Genomic DNA, 19702 nt, shown 5'->3' with positions numbered 1-19702 from the left:
AATTCGTATGAACTGTCAAGGAATTGATGACTCCGCTAACCGGCGGGCACCGGATGCCGGGGCGCGCTCGCGACGGCCGCCGCCGTCGAGGCGCAGGCCGGCGCGGCCGAGGTCGAGGACTGCCCCGCGGGCGGTGCGGCCCGCCGGCCCGGGCCCGCGATCGATCCGCGAACGCCCGCACGGGGCACGTGAAGTGGCCCGCCGCCCACCGCCGGGCCGGCCGAGAGCCTCACCGGCCGCCGCGTACGTGCAGCCCGAACCCCGTGCGGCCCGCGGGCTCCAGGCCCTCCCTGAGGTGCAGCGAGGGGATCTCGTAGTCCCCGAAGTTCTGCCGCCGGAACGCGATCGGCTCGGTCGTCTCCAGGGTGAGCAGGCGCTGCTCCCAGGCCCTGGCCACGTCCGGGTAGTCCTCGGCGGTCATCCGGTCGGCGCCGTACAGCACGAACGGCGGGAGCACGTCGAGGCCCGGGTAGTAGAGGATGCCGTGCTGGAACGGGAACAGCAGGTCCTCGATGGGGCCGTTGATCCCGCGAGCGCCGTAGTGCGACTCCGGGCCGCCGGCGGTCACCGACAGCAGTGCCCTGCGGCCCGCGAGGGTGCCCTCGCCGAAGCGCTCGCCGTACTTGGTGTCACTGTGCTCGCCGACGCCGTACGCGAAGCGGTAGGTGAACACCCGGTCCACCCAGCCCTTGAGGATCGCGGGCATCGTGTACCACCACAGCGGGAACTGGAAGACGACCGTGTCGGCCCACAGCAGCTTCTCCTGCTCGGCGAGGACGTCCGGGGAGAGCGTCCCGGCCTCGAAGGCCCGGCCCGAGTCCCGCGCGACCCTCAGCGGACTCGACGCCTCGGGGCCGTAGTCCGCGGCGTCCACGACCGCCTTCCAGTTCATCGCGTACAGATCGCTCACCCGTACCTCGTGCCCGGCGTTCTCCAGGGTGGACACCGCGAGGTCCTTCAGCGAGCTGTTGAGCGACGTCGGCTCCGGGTGGGCGTGGACGATCAGCGTCTTCACGGGAACTCCTTCGGATCGGATGCCTCGATCCTGGACGCCCGGGCGCCCGGCGTTCAGGGCCGCCGCTTCCGTCGGACGGGACTTCCTGGTACCGGCAGGGCCACCCTCACGGGCACCGCCGCAGCCATACTGGTGGGCATGGACGATCTCGCGGGCTTCCTGCGGACCCGGCGTTCCCGGGTCGATCCGGCCGCCGTCGGCATCCCCACCGACAGCCGCCGCCGGGTCGCGGGGCTGCGACGCGAAGAGGTCGCGCACCTGTCCGGGGTCAGCGTCGACTACTACGTGCGCCTGGAGCAGGGCCGCGCGACCCAGCCCTCCGAGCAGGTCCTCGACGCGCTCGCCCGCGTCCTCGACCTGGACGCGACCGAACGCGGACACCTCCACCGCCTCGCCCGGCAGCGGCGCCGCGCGAAGACGCCGGGCGGCCGGGTCCGGCCGGAACTGCTGCGCGTCCTCGACCTGGTCGCCGACGCACCGGCGCTGATCATGAACCACCGCCTGGACGTCCTCGCCGGGAACCGCCTCGCCGGGCTCCTCCTCGGCCGGCCGATGCCGGGCCCGAACATCGCCCGGCACCTCTTCCTGGAGGAGGCCGAGCGCGGCCTGTACGCGGACTGGGACAACTGCACCCTGGACGTGGTCGGGCACCTGCGCCTGGCCGCGGGCAAGTTCCCCGACGACCCCCATCTGGCCTCGCTCATCGGCGAGTTGGCGATGGGCAGCGAACGCTTCCGCCGCCTCTGGGCCCGCGCGGACGTGCGCGCCCGCACCCACGGGCGCAAGGTGTACCGGCACCCCCTGATCGGACTGCTGGAACTGCACCAGGAGAACTTCTCGCTGCCGGACGAGTCGGGCATCGAGCTGCTGGTGCTGTCCGCGCCCCCCGGCAGCCCCGCCGAGGACGGACTGCGCCTGCTCGCGGGCCTGGGCGCGGACACCGGCGACGCCCGCCCGCCGGTGGCCGCCCGCACCCGCGAGTAGCCCGGCGACGCCCCTCCGCCGGCCGTCGCGGCCCCGGCCGTCCGCACGAGGTGCCAGGTGCCGGGTGCCGCCGATGTCGGTGCCGTCGTTCATGATCGGCGCATCGGTTCTTCCACGGACACGGACACGGAGACGGGCACCATGACGATCACGAACCAGCGGGTGGCGGAGCAGGCGTTCCTGAAGGGGATGTACAGGGACCCGTACTTCCCCGACCACGTCGTCGACAAGGGCAAGGCGGTCCTGCTGCGGCTGTGCGAGCGGATCGAGGCCGAACGGCCGGCGGACCTGGCGGCCCTGTACGTGCTCTCCCACGCCGCGACGGAGGAGTTCAACCTCCTGGAGGCGGAGTTCGAGGAGGCCGGCAGCGAGATCGAGACGACGGCGCGCGAGGAGATCGCCGAGGCCTTCTGGCTCGTCGCGACGGCCTACGGGTTCACGGACGCGGACGTGGAGGCGCTGATCCAACCCCGGGAGTGGTGACCGGCGGACGGGCCGGCGGACGTCGGGCCGGGAACGGGCCGGGGACCGCCGCCCGGATTCACCGTTGCGCCCCGTCCGCCGGGGGAGGAGAGTTCCACGTGCCATGGAGATCCTCGACACGCACCGGCCCCTGCTCGCCCGGCTGTTGCCCGGCGACGGGCCGGACGGCCTGACCGTCCACCAGGGGCAGTTCCACCACGTGGTCATCGGCGCGGAGCGCGTCGTCTGCCTCGCCCGCACCGGCGCCGCGGCCCGGCGCCTGCCCGACCGGGCGGCGCGCCTGCGCACCCTCGCCGGGCTCGGCCTCGGCGTCCGCATCCCCGAGCCGCTGGAGGAGGGTGCCGCCGAAGGCCCCGACGCGCCGGCGTACCTGGTGCTCACCCGCGTTCCCGGCGCGCCCCTGGCACAGGACGTGCTCGAACGCCCCGAGGCGGCCGAGGCGGTCGCCGCCCAGTACGCCGCCCTGCTGTCGCGGCTGGCCGCGGCCGGCGGCGACGCCAGGGCGCGCACGGCCCTTCCGCACGCCCCCGCAGGGGAGTGGCGGGAGTTCGCCGACGCCGTACGGGCGGAGCTCCTCCCGCTCATGCACGAGGCCGGCCGGGTACGGGCCGAACGCGAACTCGCCGCCCTCGACGGCCTTCCCCACCGCACCCCCGCCGTGGTCCACGGCGACCTCGGCCCGGAGAACGTCCTGTGGGAGACCGTCGACGGCCTGCCGCGGCTCGGCGGCGTCGTCGACTGGGACGCCGCCGCCCTCGGCGACCAGGCCGAGGACCTCGCCGCGATCGGCGCCGGCCACGGTGGTCACCTGCTCGCCCGGGTGCTTGACCTCGCCCTCGGCCGCGGGACGCCGGACGGCGACCTGACCGCCCGGATCGCCGCGATCCGCGGCACCTTCGCCCTCCAACAGGCCCTCCACGCCCGGCGCGACGGCGACGACGGGCAACTGGCCGACGGACTGGCCGGCTACCGCTGAGACACCGCCCGACCCCGGAGCGCCCCGCGGGGGGCTCCCGCGGTCAGAACTTGCGTGCCTGGGTGACCTGGTTCAGGTGGACGAGGACGTCGTAGGCCCGGCCGACCGCCAGCCGCGGCATCGGGTCGTCCGTGTAGACCGACCCCGCGTCGTAGGTGGGGCGGGAGACGTCCAGCCAGTCGCGCGCCGCCCGGGGGGCGGTGCGCAGGTCGACGTAGTAGTCCCGGTGGCGGACCTGGTCGAGGGTGTACTCGTTCATGTCCGGCGTGGCCGCCGGAACGGTGACGGTCTTCCAACCATCCGTCAGGACCGCGTCGTTGGTGAGGAAGGAGCCACGGTCGAAGGTGAAACCGACGGCCACGTAGCCGCCACCGTAGGCGTCGCGCAGCTGGGCGCCCTGCGGCCTGGGGTACAGGAAGGTGTCGGTCGCCAGGTAGCCGACGTGCCCGTTGTGCGCCGACAGCAGCACCTTGCCGCCGGTGCGGCGCTGCCACCACGCGGTGTTGTCCGCCATCGCCCGGTCGCGCAGCTGCTCCGCGGCGGACACGGAGGCCGGGTCGGCGAGGTCCAGGGCGGCGAAGGCGAAGGTCTGGGCGATGTTCCGGGCGTGCTGCACCGCCCACGCGTGGGCCTCCTCGCCGCCGGCGCCCGCACCGCTCGCGGCGACCAGGTCCAGCGCCTGCTGCGCCTTGGCGGCGTCGTCCCGGCGCTCGGCGAGCGGCTTCTTCAGGTACGCGAAGGCGTCGTCGAGCGGCCGCAGACCCGCGTAGAGCCCTTCGAGCTGCGGGAGGACGTCGGGACGGGCCCCGCGCACGTAGGAGGTGACCTGCTCGAAGATCCGGTCGCCGAGCCTCGGCAGACCGAGGTCGTCGCCCAGGAAGTGGACCGGCTTCCGCGGGTGGCTCCCGTTGTAGGAGCGCATCCAGGCGATCAGGTCGGCGAACTCCTCACGGTCCCACGGGCTGCCGCCCAGGGCGTCCTTGACGACCTGCCGCGCGTCGCCCGGGCCGCCCTGGACGTACTCGTCGATCCGCAGACCGCTGGTCCAGCTCGTCTCCAGGGCGAAGGTGGTGAAGCCCTTCTCCTCGACGAGGTAGCGGAACACCCGCTGCTTCATCGCGAAGAACTCGTGCGAGCCGTGGGTGGCCTCGCCCAGGCCGACCACCTCGGCGTCGCCGACCATCCGGCCCAGGGCGCGCAGGTCGGCGGTGCCGCCGCCGGGTTCCGTCGTCCGCAGCGGCTGGGCGACGCTCTCCAGCGCGCGCACCACGGCGGAGCGCTGCGCCGCCGCCGGGTCCGCGGCCGCGCCGGTGGCCCCGGGCCCCGCCGGCGCGGCGACCGCCGCCACCGGGACCAGCACGGCCGCGGCGGCCACCGCCGCCGTCGCCGCCAGCAGTCCGCGCCGCCCGATCCGCTTGCTGCCTGCCATCGTTGTGGTCACTCCTCGACTCGACGGAACGCCGGTGACCCCGGCGTTCGATGAGTTGATCCTCGCCGCGGCCGGGCCCGCGGCGCGCTGGGGAGGACCACCGTCTTCACCGGCGGTACCCCCAGGCCGGATCCGGTGGCAGACCCCCCGGCCGACGACGGCCCGCCGGCCGTTACGGCTCCTGTCGTACCCCCGTGCGAGACTCCCCGTCATGCGGGCCGACCCAGAACTTCTGCGGGACCTGATCGCCACGACACCGGGGATCGTCACCTGGCCGGGCCGTGGCCGCCCGGAGGCCGCGATCCGCTCGGCGGAGTCCGTCACGGGCCCGCTGCCCCGCTCGTACCGCTGGTGGCTGGCCGCGTACGGCGAGGGCTCGCTGCGCGGCCGCCCGATCGCCACGGTGGACCCCGTGCCCGGCCTCGGCGAACCACCTCTCGGCGAACCCGGGCTCACCGAGGAGTGGTCCGGCGGTGACCGGCTCTGGTTCCACGAGGACGACGACCACGAGCGCTACGGATTCGCCCTCGACCGGGCCGCCGACGGGGAGTGGCCCGTTGTCGTGCACAGCCGCTTCACCGACGAGGAGCAGCCGGTCGCCGACTCCTTCGCCGGGTTCCTCACGGTGTGGACGGCCCTCGCCGCCGGGCTGCGGGAGGGGCCGAACCCGGCCGTCGCCCGGCTGTGGCGCGCCACCCCCGGGGTCCGGCTGCCGGACGGCGGCACACTGCTCGGGCCGCACACCTTCCGTGCCCGCAACGACGCCTGGGAGGTGCGCACGTACGCGCCCCACTGGGTCCTGGTCGGCGAGGAGGGCGGGGGAGCGGGCCTGTTCATGCGCCGGCACGGCCGGGACCGCTCGTCCCTCTACCGGCTCGGGCCCGGCCCCCTCCGGGGCGAGGTCGCGGACCACGGGGAGCTGCTCGGCCCGGACCTCTTCGACTGGCTCGACCGGCTTCCCGGCCCGTGAGCAGCTGAGGCACCGCGCCGCGCCGCACGCACCGACCCGACGATCGGCGGCGGCACGACCGCCTCCCGGACCCGGCAGTCCGGCTCCTGAGCAGGTCGAACCGTCCGATGACGGCGCTGAGTTCGTACGGCACCCCCGCAGGGTAGCCACCCGGCCGCCCCGCCGCCGCCACCCGGCTGACCGTCAGCCGGGCGGGCCGGCCTCGTGGGTCACGGGCGCCAGCGCATCAGGAGGGGCTTGCCGTAGTTGGCGTTGCCGCGCAGGACCCTCGCTCCCACGATGAGGCCGCCGTCGGTGATGGCGGACGGCACGCTGTAGGGGAAGCTCGGGTGCCACACGGGGAGCGTGGTGAGGGTGCCGTCGGCGTTCCAGAGCTGCGCGTAGTGCTGGGCGCGGGCGGGCGGCGGGTCGCTGGTGTACCCGATGGTGACGCCCTGGTCGTTGATGTCGGTGGCGACGCCTTCGAGTGCGGTGGGTGCGAGCGGTTGCGGGGTGCCGTCGACGGTCCAGCGTGCGGCCTGGCCCGACTGGCCGCCCACCACGGTGCCGGTGCTGTTGACGGCGTTCGCCGTGCTGCCCGGGCCGAGGTCGGCGACCGTGCCGGCGGCGTTCCAGACGAGGGCGTGGCCCGCGACGGGAGGGCCGCCGGGCCGGCCGCGTCCGATCACGATCCCGGAGTCGGTGATGCGGGTGGCGTTGCTGCTCAGGTAGCCCGCGGGTACGGCGAGTGCGGTGACGGTCCCGTCCGGGCTCCAGGCCACGGCCCGCTGGGTGGTGATGCCGCCGGCCCCGTACGAGTAACCGACGGCCGTGCCGGTGCTGTTGACGGCGACGGCCGCGCTCTCGGTGTCGCCCGGCAGCGGTGGCAGGGCGACGGGGGTGCCGCTGGGCGGCCAGGCCACGGCGTGCGTCGAGGTCGCGGTGCCGGAGGTGCCCACCGCGGTGCCGTTGTCGCTGATCGCGGTGGGGGACGCCGCCGTGTCACCGGGCAGCGGAAGCAGTTCGGCCGGCGTGTCGTAGGAGGTCCACCGCACCGCGTGTGCGGGGGAGCCGGACGACGGGACGGAAGTACCCACCACGGTGCGGGAGTTGTTGAGCCCCGCAGGCCTTCCGAAGATGTCCCCGGGCAGCGGCGGGAGCCTGCGCGTGAGGCCGTCCGCCGTCCAGAGCTCGGCGTGGACCCTCACGGGCCCGCCGTGTTCGTAGTCGCCCACGACGAGCTCGGAGACGCTGTCCCCGTTGTCGTTGGCGTCCTTGAACTCGTCGGAGTAGGTGCCCGGCTCGACAGGGGACGGCCACTCGAAGGTGTAGGCGGGGGACGGGCCGTCGGCGACGGCCGGTGTCGAGGCCACGGCCAGGGCCGCGGCGGTGGCAGCCGCGACGACCGCGGCGGCGGTGCGAGAGGTGCGGGAGGTGCGCTGGCTCATGGGAGGTGGGGCTCCTGTCTCTCGGCGACGTCGTACGGGCACCGCGGGGCCGGCGGCACACCGCTCCCTCCGAGCCCGCGCCACGCACCAGTCTCAGCCCGGCCGGGCGGGCGGCGCAGCCCGATCGACGATTTGCCCCCGTTTCGTTCGTCTCCGAGATGTCGTCAACCATGCGGTGAGGCAAGGGAGTTGTGTCCCGTACGCTGCCGTCCACTCCGTCGGCGGTGACCGTGGTCAAGGACAGCGCGGGCCGGTACTTCGCGTCGTTCGTCGTCGGGACCGATCCGAACGTCGACCTCGGGCGCATGCCCGAGACGGACGGTCGGATCGGTCCCGACCTCGGTCTGACGCACTTCGCCGTCCTGTCGGATGGCCGGAGGATCGACAGCCCGCGTTTCCTGCGCCGGGCCGAGAAGCGCCTCAAGAAGGCGCAGCGGTCCCTCTCTCGCAAGGAGAAGGGTTCGAAGAACAGGGACAAGGCCCGTCGCAGGGTCGCCCGTGCTCACGCGCGGGTGGCCGACGCCCGGCGCGAGTTCCACCACCGGCTCTCGACGAAGATCATCCGTGAGAATCAAGCGGTTGCCGTTGAGGACCTGGCGGTCAAGGGGCTCGCCCGGACGAAGGTGGCCAAGTCCGTGCACGACGCCGGATGGTCGGCATTCCTGACGATGCTGGAATACAAGGCCGCCCGATACGGGCGCGTCTTCACCCGCATCGGCCGGTTCGAGCCGACGTCGCAGGTCTGCTCGAACTGCGGCGTCAAGGACGGCCCCAAGCCCCTCGGCATCCGCGTCTGGCAGTGCCGGGCATGCCGGGTGTGGCTGGACCGGGACATCAACGCCGCCGTCAACATAGCCGAGGCCGCCGGACTGGCGGTGACAGCCTGTCGAGCGCAGGTAGGACCGGGACCCGTCCCGGCGCAGCGCGAAGAAGCAGGAACCCACCGAGACGGTCAGCCGACCGTGGTAGGAATCCCCCGGCTCTAGCCGGGGGAGCGGAAGTCAATTCTGCCAGCCGACGGTCTCGGGCAGCGGGCTGTGGAAGATGGCGGCACCGACGTTGGCGAGGCCCTTGCGGATGCCGTAGGTGGAGGGACCGCTGTAGAGCGGCAGCAGCGCGTACTGCTGGAGGGCCTTCTGCTCGATCGTGTTGACGGCCGCGATCTGCCGGCCGATGTCGGCGATCTCCGCGGTGGCGCGGATCTCCTTGTCCAGCTCGGGGGTACCGGATCCGGTGATGTTGGAGTCGCGGTCCGAGCAGTAGAAGTCGCACAGGTACCGCGCGCCGAAGGGGTCCGTCGAGCGGTTGCCGGAGATGAACAGGTCGAAGCGGCGGTCGCTGAGCACCTTGGAGAAGTCGTTCTCGGAGACCTTGTTGACGTTCACCTTCACGCCGACGGCCTTGAGCATCGCGGTGAACGCTCCGGCGGTGGCCTTCTCGATGGGGCCGTCGCCGAGCAGGGTGTAGCCGAGTTCGAGCGCCTTGCCGTCCTTGGTGCGGATGCCGTCGGCCCCGGGGGCCCAGCCGGCCGCGTCCAGGGTCTTGCGCGCCTCTTCCGGGTCGTACTTCAGTACGGCGGCGACGTTGTCCTGGTAGCCCTGCTGGAAGCTGTAGAGCACCGCAGAGCCGGGCAGCGGCTCGGTGTAGTCGAGGCCCTGGAACCGGATCTTCGCTATCTGCGCGCGGTCGATGCTCTCCTGCACCGCCTTGCGGACCTGGACGTCGCCGAGGAGCGGGGACTTGGTGTTGAGGTACAGCGCGTACTCGAAGGGGCTGCCGCCGCTGCGGACTTCGGCGTCCTTGGCCGTCTTGACCTGCTTGAGGTTCTCCGCCGTCCCGACGGGGACGTAGTCGATCTCGCCGTTCTGGAAGGCGTTGACCGAGGCGGCGCTCTCCAGGTTGACGTAGACGCGCTTGTCGAGCCTGCCCTTGCGGCCCCACCAGGTGGGGTTGCGCACGAAGGTGATGCTGCCGGAGTGGTCGTCCCAGGTGCCCACGGTGTACGGCCCGGTGCCCCATTCGGGGTGGGCCGTCTTGACGTAGGCCTTGTTGAAGTTGTCGACGGTGGCGGCCTGGGGGTGCAGGAAGGTGGTGAACAGCGCGGACCAGGAGGCGTTGACGCCCTGGAAGGTGATGACCGCCTGCTTGTCGTCCGCGCCCCGGGTGACGGACGTGATGCGGTCGTAGCCGTCGGTGGAGGAGGCCGCGTAGTCCTTGTCCGAGCCGTTGTTGGCCTTCCAGGTCGCCTCGATGGCCCGCCAGTCGATCGGGGTGCCGTCGTTGAACACGGCCTTGGGGTTGAGGGTGATGACGACCTTCTGGTTTCCGCCCTCGACCGAGACCTGCACGTCGCTGTAGTAGTCCGGGTTGTACCGGACCTCGCCGGTGGGCGAGTAGGTGATGGCGTCGGCGTTGTACCAGGACCAGATCCGCAGCGTGTTCAGGGTGCCGTTGACGTTGAAGGGGTTGCCCTGCTCGTCGAAGGTCCCCGCGGTGGTGTAGGTGCCGCCGTCCTTGATGTTCTCGTACGGCTGGGAGTTGTAGTCGGTGACCGAGGACGCGACCTTGGCGGCGTTCTCGGCGCCCTGCCCCGGGGAGCCGCTCGGGGAGCCGCCCGAGGGAGACGGGGAGGAGCAGGCGGTGGCGGCGACCGAGACGGCCGCGGCGAGTGCGAGGGGCAGGGCGAGCTTCCGGCGCATGGGATGTCCTTGGTGGCGATCGGTGAGTCGGTGGGAGTCGGTGGGTCGGTGCGGGCGGGGCGTCGGTGCGGAGCGGGTGTCAGACCGCGTGGCAGGCGTACTGGTGGTCGGAGCCGTCCGGGGCGCCGACGGTCGCCGGCCGTTCGGTGCGGCAGCGCGTCCGTACGCTCTCGTCGGCCTCCCGGTGGAGCGGGCAGCGGTCGACGAACACGCAGCCCTGGGGCAGCCGGGCGGCGCTGGGCTGCTCGCCCGCGAGGACGATGCGCTCGCGGTGGCGTTCGCGCTGCGGGTCGGGCACCGGGATCGCCGACAGCAGGGCCTTCGTGTACGGGTGCCGGGGCCGGGCGAAGATCTCCTCGGTGGCGCCGGACTCGACGATGTGTCCGAGGTACATCACCGCGATGCGGTCGGAGAAGTAGCGCACCACGGCCAGGTCGTGCGCCACCACGAGGTAGGCCAGGCCCAGTTCGCGCTTCAGCCGGGCGAGCAGGTTGATGATCTCGGCCTGCACGGAGACGTCCAGGGCGGACAGCGGTTCGTCCAGGGCCAGCAGCCTCGGCTCGCGGGCCAGGGCACGGGCGATGCCGACGCGCTGGCGCTGGCCGCCGGACAGGGCGGCGGGGAAGCGGTCGCCCATGGTGCGCTCCAGACCCACCAGGTCCAGGAGCCGGGTGACCCGGGAGCGAGTGGCCGCCCGGTCGGCGCCGGCGGCCCGGAGCGGTTCGGCCAGCAGGTCGAAGACGGTCAGCCGGGGGTCCAGGGCGTCCGCCGGATCCTGGAGGACGATCTGGACGTCGCGCCGCAGCTCGCGCACCTGGGCGGCCGACCGCAGCGTGGCGACGTCGGTGCCGGCCACCTCGATGCGGCCGCCCTCGGGGGCGCGCAGCCGCAGGATCTCGCGCAGCGTGGTGGTCTTGCCGCTGCCGGACTCGCCCACCAGGCCCAGGGTTTCGCCCGCGCGCAGCTCGAAGCTGACGCGGTTGACCGCGTGCAGGGTTCCCACCCGGCGCTTGAGCAGGGCCCCCTTGGTGACGGGGAACGTCTTGACCAGGTCCTCGACGCGCAGGACCACCTCGCCGGCGCCGGGCTTCCCTGCCCTGGGCTCTCCGGCGCTGGGCCCTCCGGCGCCGGGCTCTCCGGCGCCGCGATCCCCGGAGCCGGCCGGTGGCACGGGGTCGGCCTGCCCTGCCGGGTCGAGGCCGCCGTCGGCGATCTCCTGCGCGCGGTGGCAGGCGGCGCGGCCGGGCCGCCCGGCCGGTGCGGTCAGGTCCGGTTCGGTGGTCCGGCACACGTCCAGGACCGCCGCGCAGCGGGGCGCGAAGGGGCAGCCGCCGGGCAGGCCGGCCAGGGACGGCGGCTCTCCGCCGACCGGGACCAGGGGCCGTTCGACGCCGCTGTCCACGGTCGGGACGCTGGCCAGCAGGCGGGCGGTGTAGGGCATCGTGGGACGGCGGAAGAGCTCGTCGACGCCCGCGTGCTCGACGATCCGTCCGGCGTACATGACGGCGACGTCGTCGGCGTGGCCGGCGACCACGCCCAGGTCGTGGGTGATCAGGACGAGACCGGCTCCGGTCTCGCGCTGGGCCAGCCGCAGGACGTCGAGGATCTGGGCCTGGACGGTGACGTCGAGCGCAGTGGTGGGCTCGTCGGCGATGAGCACCGAGGGCTTGTTGGCGATGGCCAGGGCGATGACGACGCGTTGGCGCATGCCGCCGGAGAACTCGTGCGGGAACGACTTGGCGCGTTCGCGCGGGTCGGGGATGCCGACCAGGTCGAGCAGTTCCACCGCCTGCTCCCAGGCGTCGTTCCCGGACAGCTCCCGGTGCACGCGCAGGGCCTCGGAGAGCAGCCGGCCGACGCTGAAGATGGGCGTGAGCGCGGACATCGGGTCCTGGAAGACCATGCCGATGTCCTTGCCGCGGACCCGGGAGAGCTCCTTGTCGTCCAGCCCGGCCAGGTCGCGCCCGCCCAGCAGGATCCGGCCGCCGAGCCGCGCGGTGGGCGGCAGCAGGCCCATGACGGCGAGGGCGGTGGCGGACTTGCCGGAGCCGGACTCGCCGACGATGCCCAGGGTGCGCCCGGGCAGGAGGTCGAAGTCGACGCCGCGCACGGCCTCCACCGGTCCGGCCTCGGAGGGGAAGGAGACGCGCAGGCCGCGTACGGACAGGACGGGTGCGGGTCCGGTGGGCCCGGTTGCCGGTCCGGCCGCGGGCCCGGCCGTGGGTCCGGTGTGGGGGGCGGGTGCGAGGGTCATCGTCGGCCTCCTGCCGCGCCGGTGGTGGACGTGGGGTCGAGGGCGTCGCGCAGCCCGTCGCCGACGAAGGTCATCGAGACGGTGAGCAGCACGGTCAGCCCGGCGGGGAAGGCGAAGAGCCAGGGGGCACTGGTGATGGTGCCCGCGCCGTCGGCGAGCATCGTGCCCAGCGACACGTCGGGGGTCTGGACGCCGAAGCCGAGGAAGGACAGGGCGGTCTCGCTGAGCACGGTGGAGACCACGCCCAGGGTGAGGTTGACGATGAGCAGGGAGCCCAGGTTGGGGATGATGTGGCGCACCACGATGTGCAGGGGGCGCACGCCCATGTACTCCGCGGCGCGCACGTAGTCGCGCTCGCGCAGGGACGTCGACACCGACCAGACCACGCGGGCGGTGGACATCCAGCCGAACACCGTCAGGACGAGGATGAGGACCCGCCAGTCGCCCGCCAGCCGGTGCGAGACCAGGGCGAGGACGAGGAAGGAGGGCACGATCAGCAGGAAGTGGATGAGGGCGAGGGTGGCCTTCTCCACCCGGCCCCCGACGTAGGCGGCGCCCGCGCCCACGACCGCGGCGATGGCGACGGTCAGCAGGGACACGGTCACCGCGATCACCAGCGAGCGCTGGAGGCCGTGTACGGCTGCGGCGTAGACGTCGTTGCCGCCCTGGTTGGTGCCGAACCAGTGCTCGGCGCCGGGGGCCTGGGTCAGGGCCGAGAAGTCGGCGTCGGCGTACCCGTACGGGGTGAACAGGTCTCCGAGCGCGCTGAACAGCACGAGCAGCAGGAAGATCACCACGCCGGCGACGGCGGTCCGGTTGCGCAGGAAGCGGCGCAGGTAGAGGCGGCGCCGGCCCAGGTAGCGCCCGTCGTGCCCGTTGTGTTCGCTGCGCTCGTCGTGCCCGGTGGGCGGCGGATCGGCGGCCGGCCCGGGGGCGGCGGCGAGGACGCCTCCGGAGGCCGGGTCGGGACTCACAGGGGTGCCCATCTCAGCTCACCCGCACTCTCGGGTCGAGAAGAACGGTGGCGATGTCCGCGAGGATCGCGCCGATCGCGGTCAGGGCGGCGGCGAAGGCGGCGGTCGCCACGGTGCCGTGCACGTCGTTCTTGCTGATGGTCTGGATGAAGTACTGGCCCATGCCGTTCCAGCCGAAGATCGTCTCGGTGAGGACCGCGCCGGTGAAGACGGCAGGGATGCCGAAGGCCACGGACTGGGCGGTGGGGATCAGGGCGGTGCGCAGGGCGTGCCGGCGGATCGCCTGGGCGCGGGTGAGCCCGGTGGCCCGGGCGGTGCGCACGAAGTCGGAGCCGATGACGTCCAGCAGCAGGGAGCGCTGGGTGAGGTGGTAGCCCACGTACCCCGTCAGGGTGAGCGTCAGCGTCGGCAGCACCAGGTGCAGCAGCCGGTCGCCGACCGTCGCCCAGAACCCTTCCACGCCGGGCGAGTTCTCTCCCGCGACGTACAGGAAGTGCCAGCCCGCGTGCTCGTTCAGCCGGATGGCCAGCAGCACCAGGGCGAGGGCGGCGATGGACACCGGGACGTTGAAGAGCGCCATGGACAGGGCCTGGGCGGCCCGGTCCCGCCAGCCGTACTGGCGCGAGGCGGTGTGGACCGCGAGCGCGACACCGACGACGACGGACAGGACCGTCGCGCCGATCACCAGTTCGGCGCTGACCAGGGAGCGGTAGCCGATCTCCCCGTTCACCCGGACCCCGACCGGGGAACGGCCCCAGTCGAAGCGCAGGACCACCCCGGTCAGCCAGTCCCACCAGCGGTGGAGCAGCGGCTCGTGCGGGTCGAGGTTGTACGGGGCCAGGGCCCGGGAGATCTGCTCCTCGGTGCGGACCGGGCGCAGCTCCTTGAAGTTCGAGCGCGGGTCGAGGAACCAAGCGGCCAAGAAGTACGTGGCGTTGGTGGCCACGGCGATCACCAGGAACCAGCCCGCCGCCCTGCGTGTCACGTACCGGAGCACGGACGCCACCTCCCCGCCGGATGCGTCGGGTTCGGCCGGGGAGCGCCGGGTCTGGGGAATCTGGGCATGCGGGTGGAACTTCCTCGGTCCAAGGGGCGGTTGCACGATCGTGCAGAAGCCAGTCTGTGTGCGAGCGACACCCGGCACCAGGGATCGAGGCAGGTGGACACGAAGACGAAACGCCCCCGCAGCAGGCGGATGCGTCCCCGTCACATTCCGGTCGAACGCGCAGGTGGGAGGGGTCGCGGAGAAGGGCGCCCGCCGGGAACTGGGCCGACCGGGTTCCCGAGAGGCTCCGCACGGGTGCCCGGAAGTCGCCGTTCGTGACAGCCGCTCATGGTTTCGCCGGCGAAGTGGAAATGTCCGAAGGCACGATCCGTGCACAATCCACGAACGTCGAGGAGTTCCCATGAAGTCGCGAGTCGGACTCGCCGCCGGGGTGGCGGCCCTGGCAGCCGGACTGCTGACGGCGCCGGCGTACGCCGCACCGGCCCCGCGGCCGGTGCGGCCACGGAAAGACGCCGCTCCGCGCCCCGCTCCTGGGCTGGGCCGAGCGAGCAGGTGGAAGCAGGGTGGTAGGAACGTGCGGTGACGTTCTACGAGGACATGAGCCCCTACACCTACTGGCACGGAGAGACCTTCACCGACACGACCACGGGCTGTTGCTTTCTGAGTTTCCAGCCTCAGTACGAGCGCCTGAACATCGGCTGGTTGTCAGGTGATCAGCCATGGGCCAGTGGGGTAGCGCCTGCGGACTTCATCGACAGGCTTGAGGCTGTCCTCGCCGTACAGGCGGTCAACGAGATGCTGGGCCTCCACGACTGCGAGCTCTGCCCGCCCTCGGAGGAGCAGCCACCGGAGTGGTACAAGCCGCGGCCAGGGCACCGGCGAAGCAGCGCGGGCACGGGTGAGATCCGTATCCCGGGCGGGCCGGGCGCAGCGTTCGCGGCTCCGACGCTCATCGGCCACTACGTCATCGATCACGGGTACCTGCCGCCCAGGGCCTTCGTCGACGCGGTGCTCGCATTCGATCCGAGCGGTCACACGAGCGCCGAGTACCCGTGGACGCGTTTCCCCTGGGTGCCCACGGACGCGGTCCTCTATGACGCCTCGGTCGAGTGACCCGGGACCAGGGGCGCCGCGCGGTCGCGCTCACCCCGCGCTGCCGAAGGCGACGACCGGTCGCGGTGGCGAGGGCCTCGGCCGCGACCATGCCGAAGGTCTCGTAGCGGCTGGGCACGCAGACCGGGCGAACCCGCGTGCGAAGCCGGGGCGGGGTCCGGTAGCGTGCACGACGGAGTGCCGGGAAGCCTGGTCGGCGAACAAGGGACAGCTGTGTCCGCGGGCCGGTCCGGGGGTGATGTGCGTGGCACTCGACGCGAGGTCCGCCGGCACGCCACAGGCCCTGCCGCGGCTGCGTACCCGCCGCCCCCCACGCCGGCTCCGGCTCCCTCGGGCCCTCCACACCGTTCACAGAACCTCAGTGAACCCCGGCCAGACTCAGAGAACCGCGACACCGTCCGGCGTTCCGGCCACCCGGTGCCGTCCGACCCCGGAAGGGGCGGGGCGGCACGCCCCGAAGACGGCGACCCGGGCGCTCCGGCCACACACCGGACCGGGGGGAGAACCGTCATGACCCACCGTCCCTCACCATGGACCCGCACCGGCGGCGCGCTGCTCGCCGCGGCGGCGCTCGCCCCGGCGGCGGCCGCCTGGTACCTGCTCGCCGTCCTGCTGCCGGACGACACCGAGCGGTACCGCTCGTACTCGGCCGCCGCGACCTGCCCGGCCGCAAGCGAGCGCGCGGCGGTCGAGGAGTGCGTGCGCACCGTGCCGTTCACCGTCAGCGGCACGGACCTCCGGAGCAAGAACCTCCGCGCGACGCTGGACGGCGCGCCGTACTGGAGCGGCGAGGTGCCGTTCGGCGACACCGGGCCGCTGCTGGACGACCTGAAGCCCGGCGACCGGGTGGACGGCACGGTGTGGCGCGGCCGGGTGATGCGCCTGGAACGGGCCGGCGTCGCGCAGGCCTCCTCCGACCAGCCCCGCGACGAAATGCAGATCACCGCCGGGCTGGGCACCTTCGCCGCGCTGTTCGCGGTGCTCGCCGCCGCCCTGGGCGCGCTGCGGTTCACCGGCCGCCCCGGCACCGCCGCCCTCGCCCGCTCGCTCCTCCTCTGGACACTGCTCGCCTGCGGCGTGCCCTCGGTGCTCGCGTTCTGGACCGGCCTGCCGTGGTGGACGGTGCCGGCCGTGGCCGTCCCGGCGGCGCTGCTCGCGGCGGAGGCGGTGCGGCGCCGGAACACAGGGGGCACCCCGGGGGGACCGCGGAGGCCAGTGACCGGCAGGCTGCCCGCCTGACCTCCCGGCCGCCGGCTTCCGCGGCGGCCGGCGCCCCTGGTCCGTACGTCGACCTGCCCGCCGAAGGCCGGGACCCCGGGAGAAGCCCGCAGCGCCTGAAACCGCGACAGGAACCCCAGGCCGGCGCCTTCGGGCCAGGAGGTCCGGCCGACCGGGGATCGTCAGCGGCCTTCTCTGGGTACGTCGGACCAAGTGGCGATCCACGCCGGACTGTCGGGGTCTGCCCGGCCACCCGACGGGGTCCGCCGAAGGCGTCGTGCAGGTCCGGTCGTGCAAGTCCGTTCGACGCCGCGCGGGCAGCGACTTGGCGCAGCGTCGCCGGTTCCTTTGCAGCGCGTCTACTCATCGGTCAGGAGCCGTCGCCCGGAAGGCTCCGCCTTCTACCCTCCTCAGTGAGAGCGGCCGCCTCTGCCAAGGGCGGTCTACTGTCACAACGGGAGGGGAATTCCGTGATCAAGATGCGGACCATTGCCGCGGCCGCCGCCATGGCGACGCTCGCGCTCGACGCCACCACCACGCCGGCGTCAGCGGCACCGGTCCCCAGCGGCACGTGGACCGACTGGTACAGCTGCTGAGCAGTCTCCTGACAGCCGGGTGACCACCGGTCCTTGAGCTGACAGGTAGGCGGGCCGCTCCGCCCCCAACTCATGCTTGGTCCGAGCGGGTTGGGGTGCGGCAGGATCGGCCGGGGTGCGCGCCGCACCCCCCATTGCCCGCGGCGCCACCCGTATCCGGCCACGGCACTCCCGCTGCGCCCCACCCAGCGGCGGTGCCGTGGCCGCCCCTGTGCTTCACCCCGCTGCACCCGCCCTGGTGGACGACATCGTCCAGGAGGTCTTCGTGAGTGTGTGGCGCGGTGCCTCCCGGTACCGGCATCAGGACGGCGCGGACGTGGCGGGCTGGCTGTGGCGTATCTGCGGCCGCCGGGCCGGCGGGGGAGCGTCTTCCGTCCGGGCCGCCGACCCCACTAGCCTTCCTGTCATGCACGCGTTCGAATCATGCGTCCGGCCTGTGGCCGCGCCCCGTCAGGCGGGCGCCACGGAAGCCGGGTTCGGCCGGCGGGCATCCCCGGCCGAACCCTGGCGCATGCTCCGGCGCGACTGACATCTCTACGCCAGGGGGGAAAATGAGACTCGTTCGCATGCGCCACCGGATCAGCATGCTGGCAGTCGCGGTGCTGACCGTCGCGGGGTCCGCCGTACTGGTACCGCCGGGGGAGGCGGTGGCCGCGTCCGGGCCCACCGATCACGTCGTCTTCTGGAACAAGGTCCTGCTCGACGCGTACCGGCAGACCCGCAACACCGGTCCCGGGCCTCTGGCACACGCGGGGGCCGTGATGCACACGGCGATCTGGGACGCGGTGGACTCCGTCCTGCCCGCCGCCGACCGCCGGTTCCGTCCGTATCTGACCGTGGTGCCGGCGCCCGGTACCGCCTCGGTCGAGGCGGCGATCGACCAGGCCGCGCACGACACCCTGACCGGGCTCTTCCCCGGCTTCAACCCCGGCCACGACTTCGCCGCCGACTTCCGCCAGGCCCTCACCGCGGCACGGGCCACCATCCCGGCCTCCGTCACCGAGACGGCCCGCAACCAGGGAGCCGCCGTCGGAAGCGAGGTGGCCCGGGTCGCGGTCGAGAGCCGGCCCGGCACCACACCCGCCTGGGATCCGTCCTACACCCCGGACGACGTGCCCGGCGCCTGGCGGCCCACGGACCCGGGGCAGTCGGCCGCGACCGATCCCAACTGGGGCCGGCTCACTCCGTTCGCCATGACCTCCGGCGCGCAGTTCCGCCCCCAGACTCCCGCGCAGGCCACCTCCTACGCGGCGCTGCTGGCCGACCCCGCCTACGCCACGCAGGTCAACGAGGTGAAGTCCCTGGGTTCGGCGACTTCCACCACCCGCACCGCCGATCAGACCAAGCAGGCGTTCTTCTGGGCCAACGACGTCGACGGCACCTACAAGCCGCCCGGCCAGCTGTTCGACATCACCCGGACGGTCGCCCAGCAGAAGGGGCTGACCCAGACGGAGAACGCCAGGCTGTTCGCGCTGGTCGCGGTGGCCCTGGTCGACGCCTCGATCGTCGCCTGGGACTCCAAGTACGCGAGCAGCATCGACCTGTGGCGCCCGCAGAGCGCGATCCGGCTCGCGGACCCGGGCACCAGCCCGGCCATCACCCCGGACCCGGCCTGGCAGCCGCTGTCCGTCAACCGGGCGGGCCAGCACTTCAGCCCGCCCTTCCCCGCCTACATCTCCGGACACGCCACCTTCGCCGCGGCCTGGGCCGGGGTGATGCGCGGCCTCTTCGGCGACCAGGTCACCTTCACCGCCACCACCGACGACCCTCAGGCGGTGGGGGACACCCGCACCTTCACCACGTTCACCGCCGCGGCCCGAGAGAACGCCCTGAGCCGTCTCTACCTCGGCGTGCACTACCGCTGGGACGCCGACGCCGGAGTGGCGGCAGGCAACTCCCTGGGCGCCTACGTCCGCGGCAACGTCCTCACCCCGGCACCTGCCTATGTTCCCGGCACCGGATGGACCTTCGCGGGAGCCGCCGACTACGACGGCGACGGATACTCCGACACCATCGCCCGGGACGACGCGAGCGGCAGCCTCTACCTCTTCCCCGGTGCCGGAGACGGATACAGCAGCCGGGCACGCGTCGAGATCGGAATCGGCTGGCAGAACTTCACGTTCGCCGGTGTCGCGGACTACACGGGTGACGGCAAACCCGACGTCATCGCCCGCAACAACGGCAACGGCAACCTGTACGTCTACCCCGGTACCGGCGGGACGGGCTACCTGGCCGGAGGCGTCGAGATCGGTGGCGGTTGGCAGAACTTCACGTTCGCCGGTGTCGCGGACTACACCGGCGACGGCAAACCCGATGTCGTCACCCGTAACAACGGCAACGGCAATTTGTACGTGTATCCCGGTACCGGGGGCACCGGTCAGGTGAGCGCTGCCGCGGAGATCGGTGGCGGTTGGCAGAACTTCACGTTCGTGGGTGTCGCGGACTACACGGGTGATGGGAAGCCCGATGTCGTCACCCGTAACAACGGCAACGGCAATTTGTACGTGTATCCCGGTACCGGGGGCACCGGTCAGGTGAGCGCTGCCGCGGAGATCGGT

At 72.9% G+C, this 19702-nt stretch carries 15 protein-coding genes and 2 pseudogenes; 10 read left to right on the top strand and 7 right to left on the bottom strand.

All coding sequences use genetic code 11. From position 1 onward, the window contains the following. Window positions 1-229 precede the first annotated feature (229 nt). Window positions 230-1015, bottom strand: coding sequence for an NAD(P)H-dependent oxidoreductase (locus ACIQOW_RS37205; protein ID WP_401092256.1), 786 nt, complete (start codon window positions 1013-1015; stop codon window positions 230-232). Window positions 1016-1153: 138 nt separating this feature from the next. Here ACIQOW_RS37205 and ACIQOW_RS37200 point away from each other — a divergent pair, with 138 nt between their 5' ends. The 3 genes from ACIQOW_RS37200 (at window position 1154) to vph (ending at window position 3458) form a co-directional block, all read left to right on the top strand. After that, window positions 1154-1999 (top strand): helix-turn-helix transcriptional regulator, encoded by an 846-nt coding sequence (locus ACIQOW_RS37200; protein ID WP_401092255.1) that lies wholly within the window; start codon window positions 1154-1156, stop codon window positions 1997-1999. Window positions 2000-2140: 141 nt separating this feature from the next. Continuing rightward, the gene (locus ACIQOW_RS37195; RefSeq protein ID WP_401092254.1) at window positions 2141-2482 is read left to right on the top strand and encodes a DUF5713 family protein; all 342 of its coding nucleotides are present in this window, start codon (window positions 2141-2143) and stop codon (window positions 2480-2482) included. A gap of 103 nt (window positions 2483-2585) precedes the next feature. Beyond that, window positions 2586-3458, top strand: a complete 873-nt coding sequence (gene vph, locus ACIQOW_RS37190) for a viomycin phosphotransferase (RefSeq protein ID WP_401092253.1) — start codon at window positions 2586-2588, stop codon at window positions 3456-3458. 43 nt (window positions 3459-3501) lie between these two features. Here the strand turns inward: vph and ACIQOW_RS37185 are convergent, their stop codons facing one another. Then, a complete protein-coding gene (locus ACIQOW_RS37185) occupies window positions 3502-4887 on the bottom strand; it encodes an erythromycin esterase family protein (RefSeq protein ID WP_401092252.1) in 1386 nt (461 codons plus the stop codon). A gap of 211 nt (window positions 4888-5098) precedes the next feature. On the opposite strand from ACIQOW_RS37185, the gene ACIQOW_RS37180 reads away from it, so the two are divergent. Beyond that, window positions 5099-5857, top strand: coding sequence for an SMI1/KNR4 family protein (locus ACIQOW_RS37180; protein WP_401092251.1), 759 nt, complete (start codon window positions 5099-5101; stop codon window positions 5855-5857). Between the two features lie 209 nt (window positions 5858-6066). On the opposite strand, the gene ACIQOW_RS37175 is transcribed toward ACIQOW_RS37180, so the two are convergent. Continuing rightward, window positions 6067-7284 carry a hypothetical protein gene (locus ACIQOW_RS37175; protein ID WP_401092250.1) on the bottom strand — a complete coding sequence of 406 codons (1218 nt, stop codon included), beginning with the start codon at window positions 7282-7284 and terminating at the stop codon, window positions 6067-6069. 194 nt (window positions 7285-7478) lie between these two features. On the opposite strand from ACIQOW_RS37175, the pseudogene ACIQOW_RS37170 reads away from it, so the two are divergent. Further along, window positions 7479-8270, top strand: a pseudogene (locus tag ACIQOW_RS37170) (RNA-guided endonuclease InsQ/TnpB family protein); the annotation flags it as partial. Between the two features lie 15 nt (window positions 8271-8285). On the opposite strand, the gene ACIQOW_RS37165 reads toward ACIQOW_RS37170, so the two are convergent. The 4 genes from ACIQOW_RS37165 to ACIQOW_RS37150 form a co-directional block, all read right to left on the bottom strand. Beyond that, window positions 8286-9983, bottom strand: a complete 1698-nt coding sequence (locus ACIQOW_RS37165; RefSeq protein ID WP_401092249.1) for an ABC transporter family substrate-binding protein — start codon at window positions 9981-9983, stop codon at window positions 8286-8288. 79 nt (window positions 9984-10062) lie between these two features. Continuing rightward, complete coding sequence (locus tag ACIQOW_RS37160; RefSeq protein WP_401092248.1) at window positions 10063-12237, bottom strand: dipeptide ABC transporter ATP-binding protein; 2175 nt, start codon at window positions 12235-12237, stop codon at window positions 10063-10065. Continuing rightward, window positions 12234-13223, bottom strand: a complete 990-nt coding sequence (locus tag ACIQOW_RS37155; RefSeq protein ID WP_401092247.1) for an ABC transporter permease — start codon at window positions 13221-13223, stop codon at window positions 12234-12236. The genes ACIQOW_RS37160 and ACIQOW_RS37155 overlap by 4 nt, the downstream gene beginning before the upstream one ends. A gap of 1 nt (window position 13224) precedes the next feature. Next, window positions 13225-14208, bottom strand: a complete 984-nt coding sequence (locus tag ACIQOW_RS37150) for an ABC transporter permease (RefSeq protein ID WP_401092246.1) — start codon at window positions 14206-14208, stop codon at window positions 13225-13227. Between the two features lie 588 nt (window positions 14209-14796). On the opposite strand from ACIQOW_RS37150, the gene ACIQOW_RS37145 reads away from it, so the two are divergent. From ACIQOW_RS37145 to ACIQOW_RS37125, 5 genes and pseudogenes are all read left to right on the top strand, one after another. Then, the gene (locus ACIQOW_RS37145) at window positions 14797-15330 is read left to right on the top strand and encodes a hypothetical protein (RefSeq protein ID WP_401092245.1); all 534 of its coding nucleotides are present in this window, start codon (window positions 14797-14799) and stop codon (window positions 15328-15330) included. A 510-nt stretch (window positions 15331-15840) separates the two neighbouring features. After that, complete coding sequence (locus ACIQOW_RS37140) at window positions 15841-16569, top strand: hypothetical protein (protein WP_401092244.1); 729 nt, start codon at window positions 15841-15843, stop codon at window positions 16567-16569. A gap of 449 nt (window positions 16570-17018) precedes the next feature. Continuing rightward, entirely contained in the window at window positions 17019-17144 is a 126-nt protein-coding gene (locus ACIQOW_RS37135) for a hypothetical protein (RefSeq protein WP_401092243.1), read from the top strand. 223 nt (window positions 17145-17367) lie between these two features. Next, window positions 17368-17496 (top strand): annotated as a pseudogene (locus tag ACIQOW_RS37130) (sigma factor); the annotation flags it as partial. Between the two features lie 214 nt (window positions 17497-17710). Beyond that, on the top strand, window positions 17711-19702 hold a 1992-nt coding region (locus tag ACIQOW_RS37125), incomplete at its 3' end, for an FG-GAP-like repeat-containing protein (protein ID WP_401092242.1).

Origin of the sequence: Kitasatospora sp. NPDC091335, assembly GCF_044757205.1 — a bacterium.
GTDB lineage: Bacteria > Actinomycetota > Actinomycetes > Streptomycetales > Streptomycetaceae > Kitasatospora.
The sequence above is the reverse complement of the archived record's forward strand: the minus strand, read 5'-3'. Positions and strand labels throughout refer to the sequence as shown.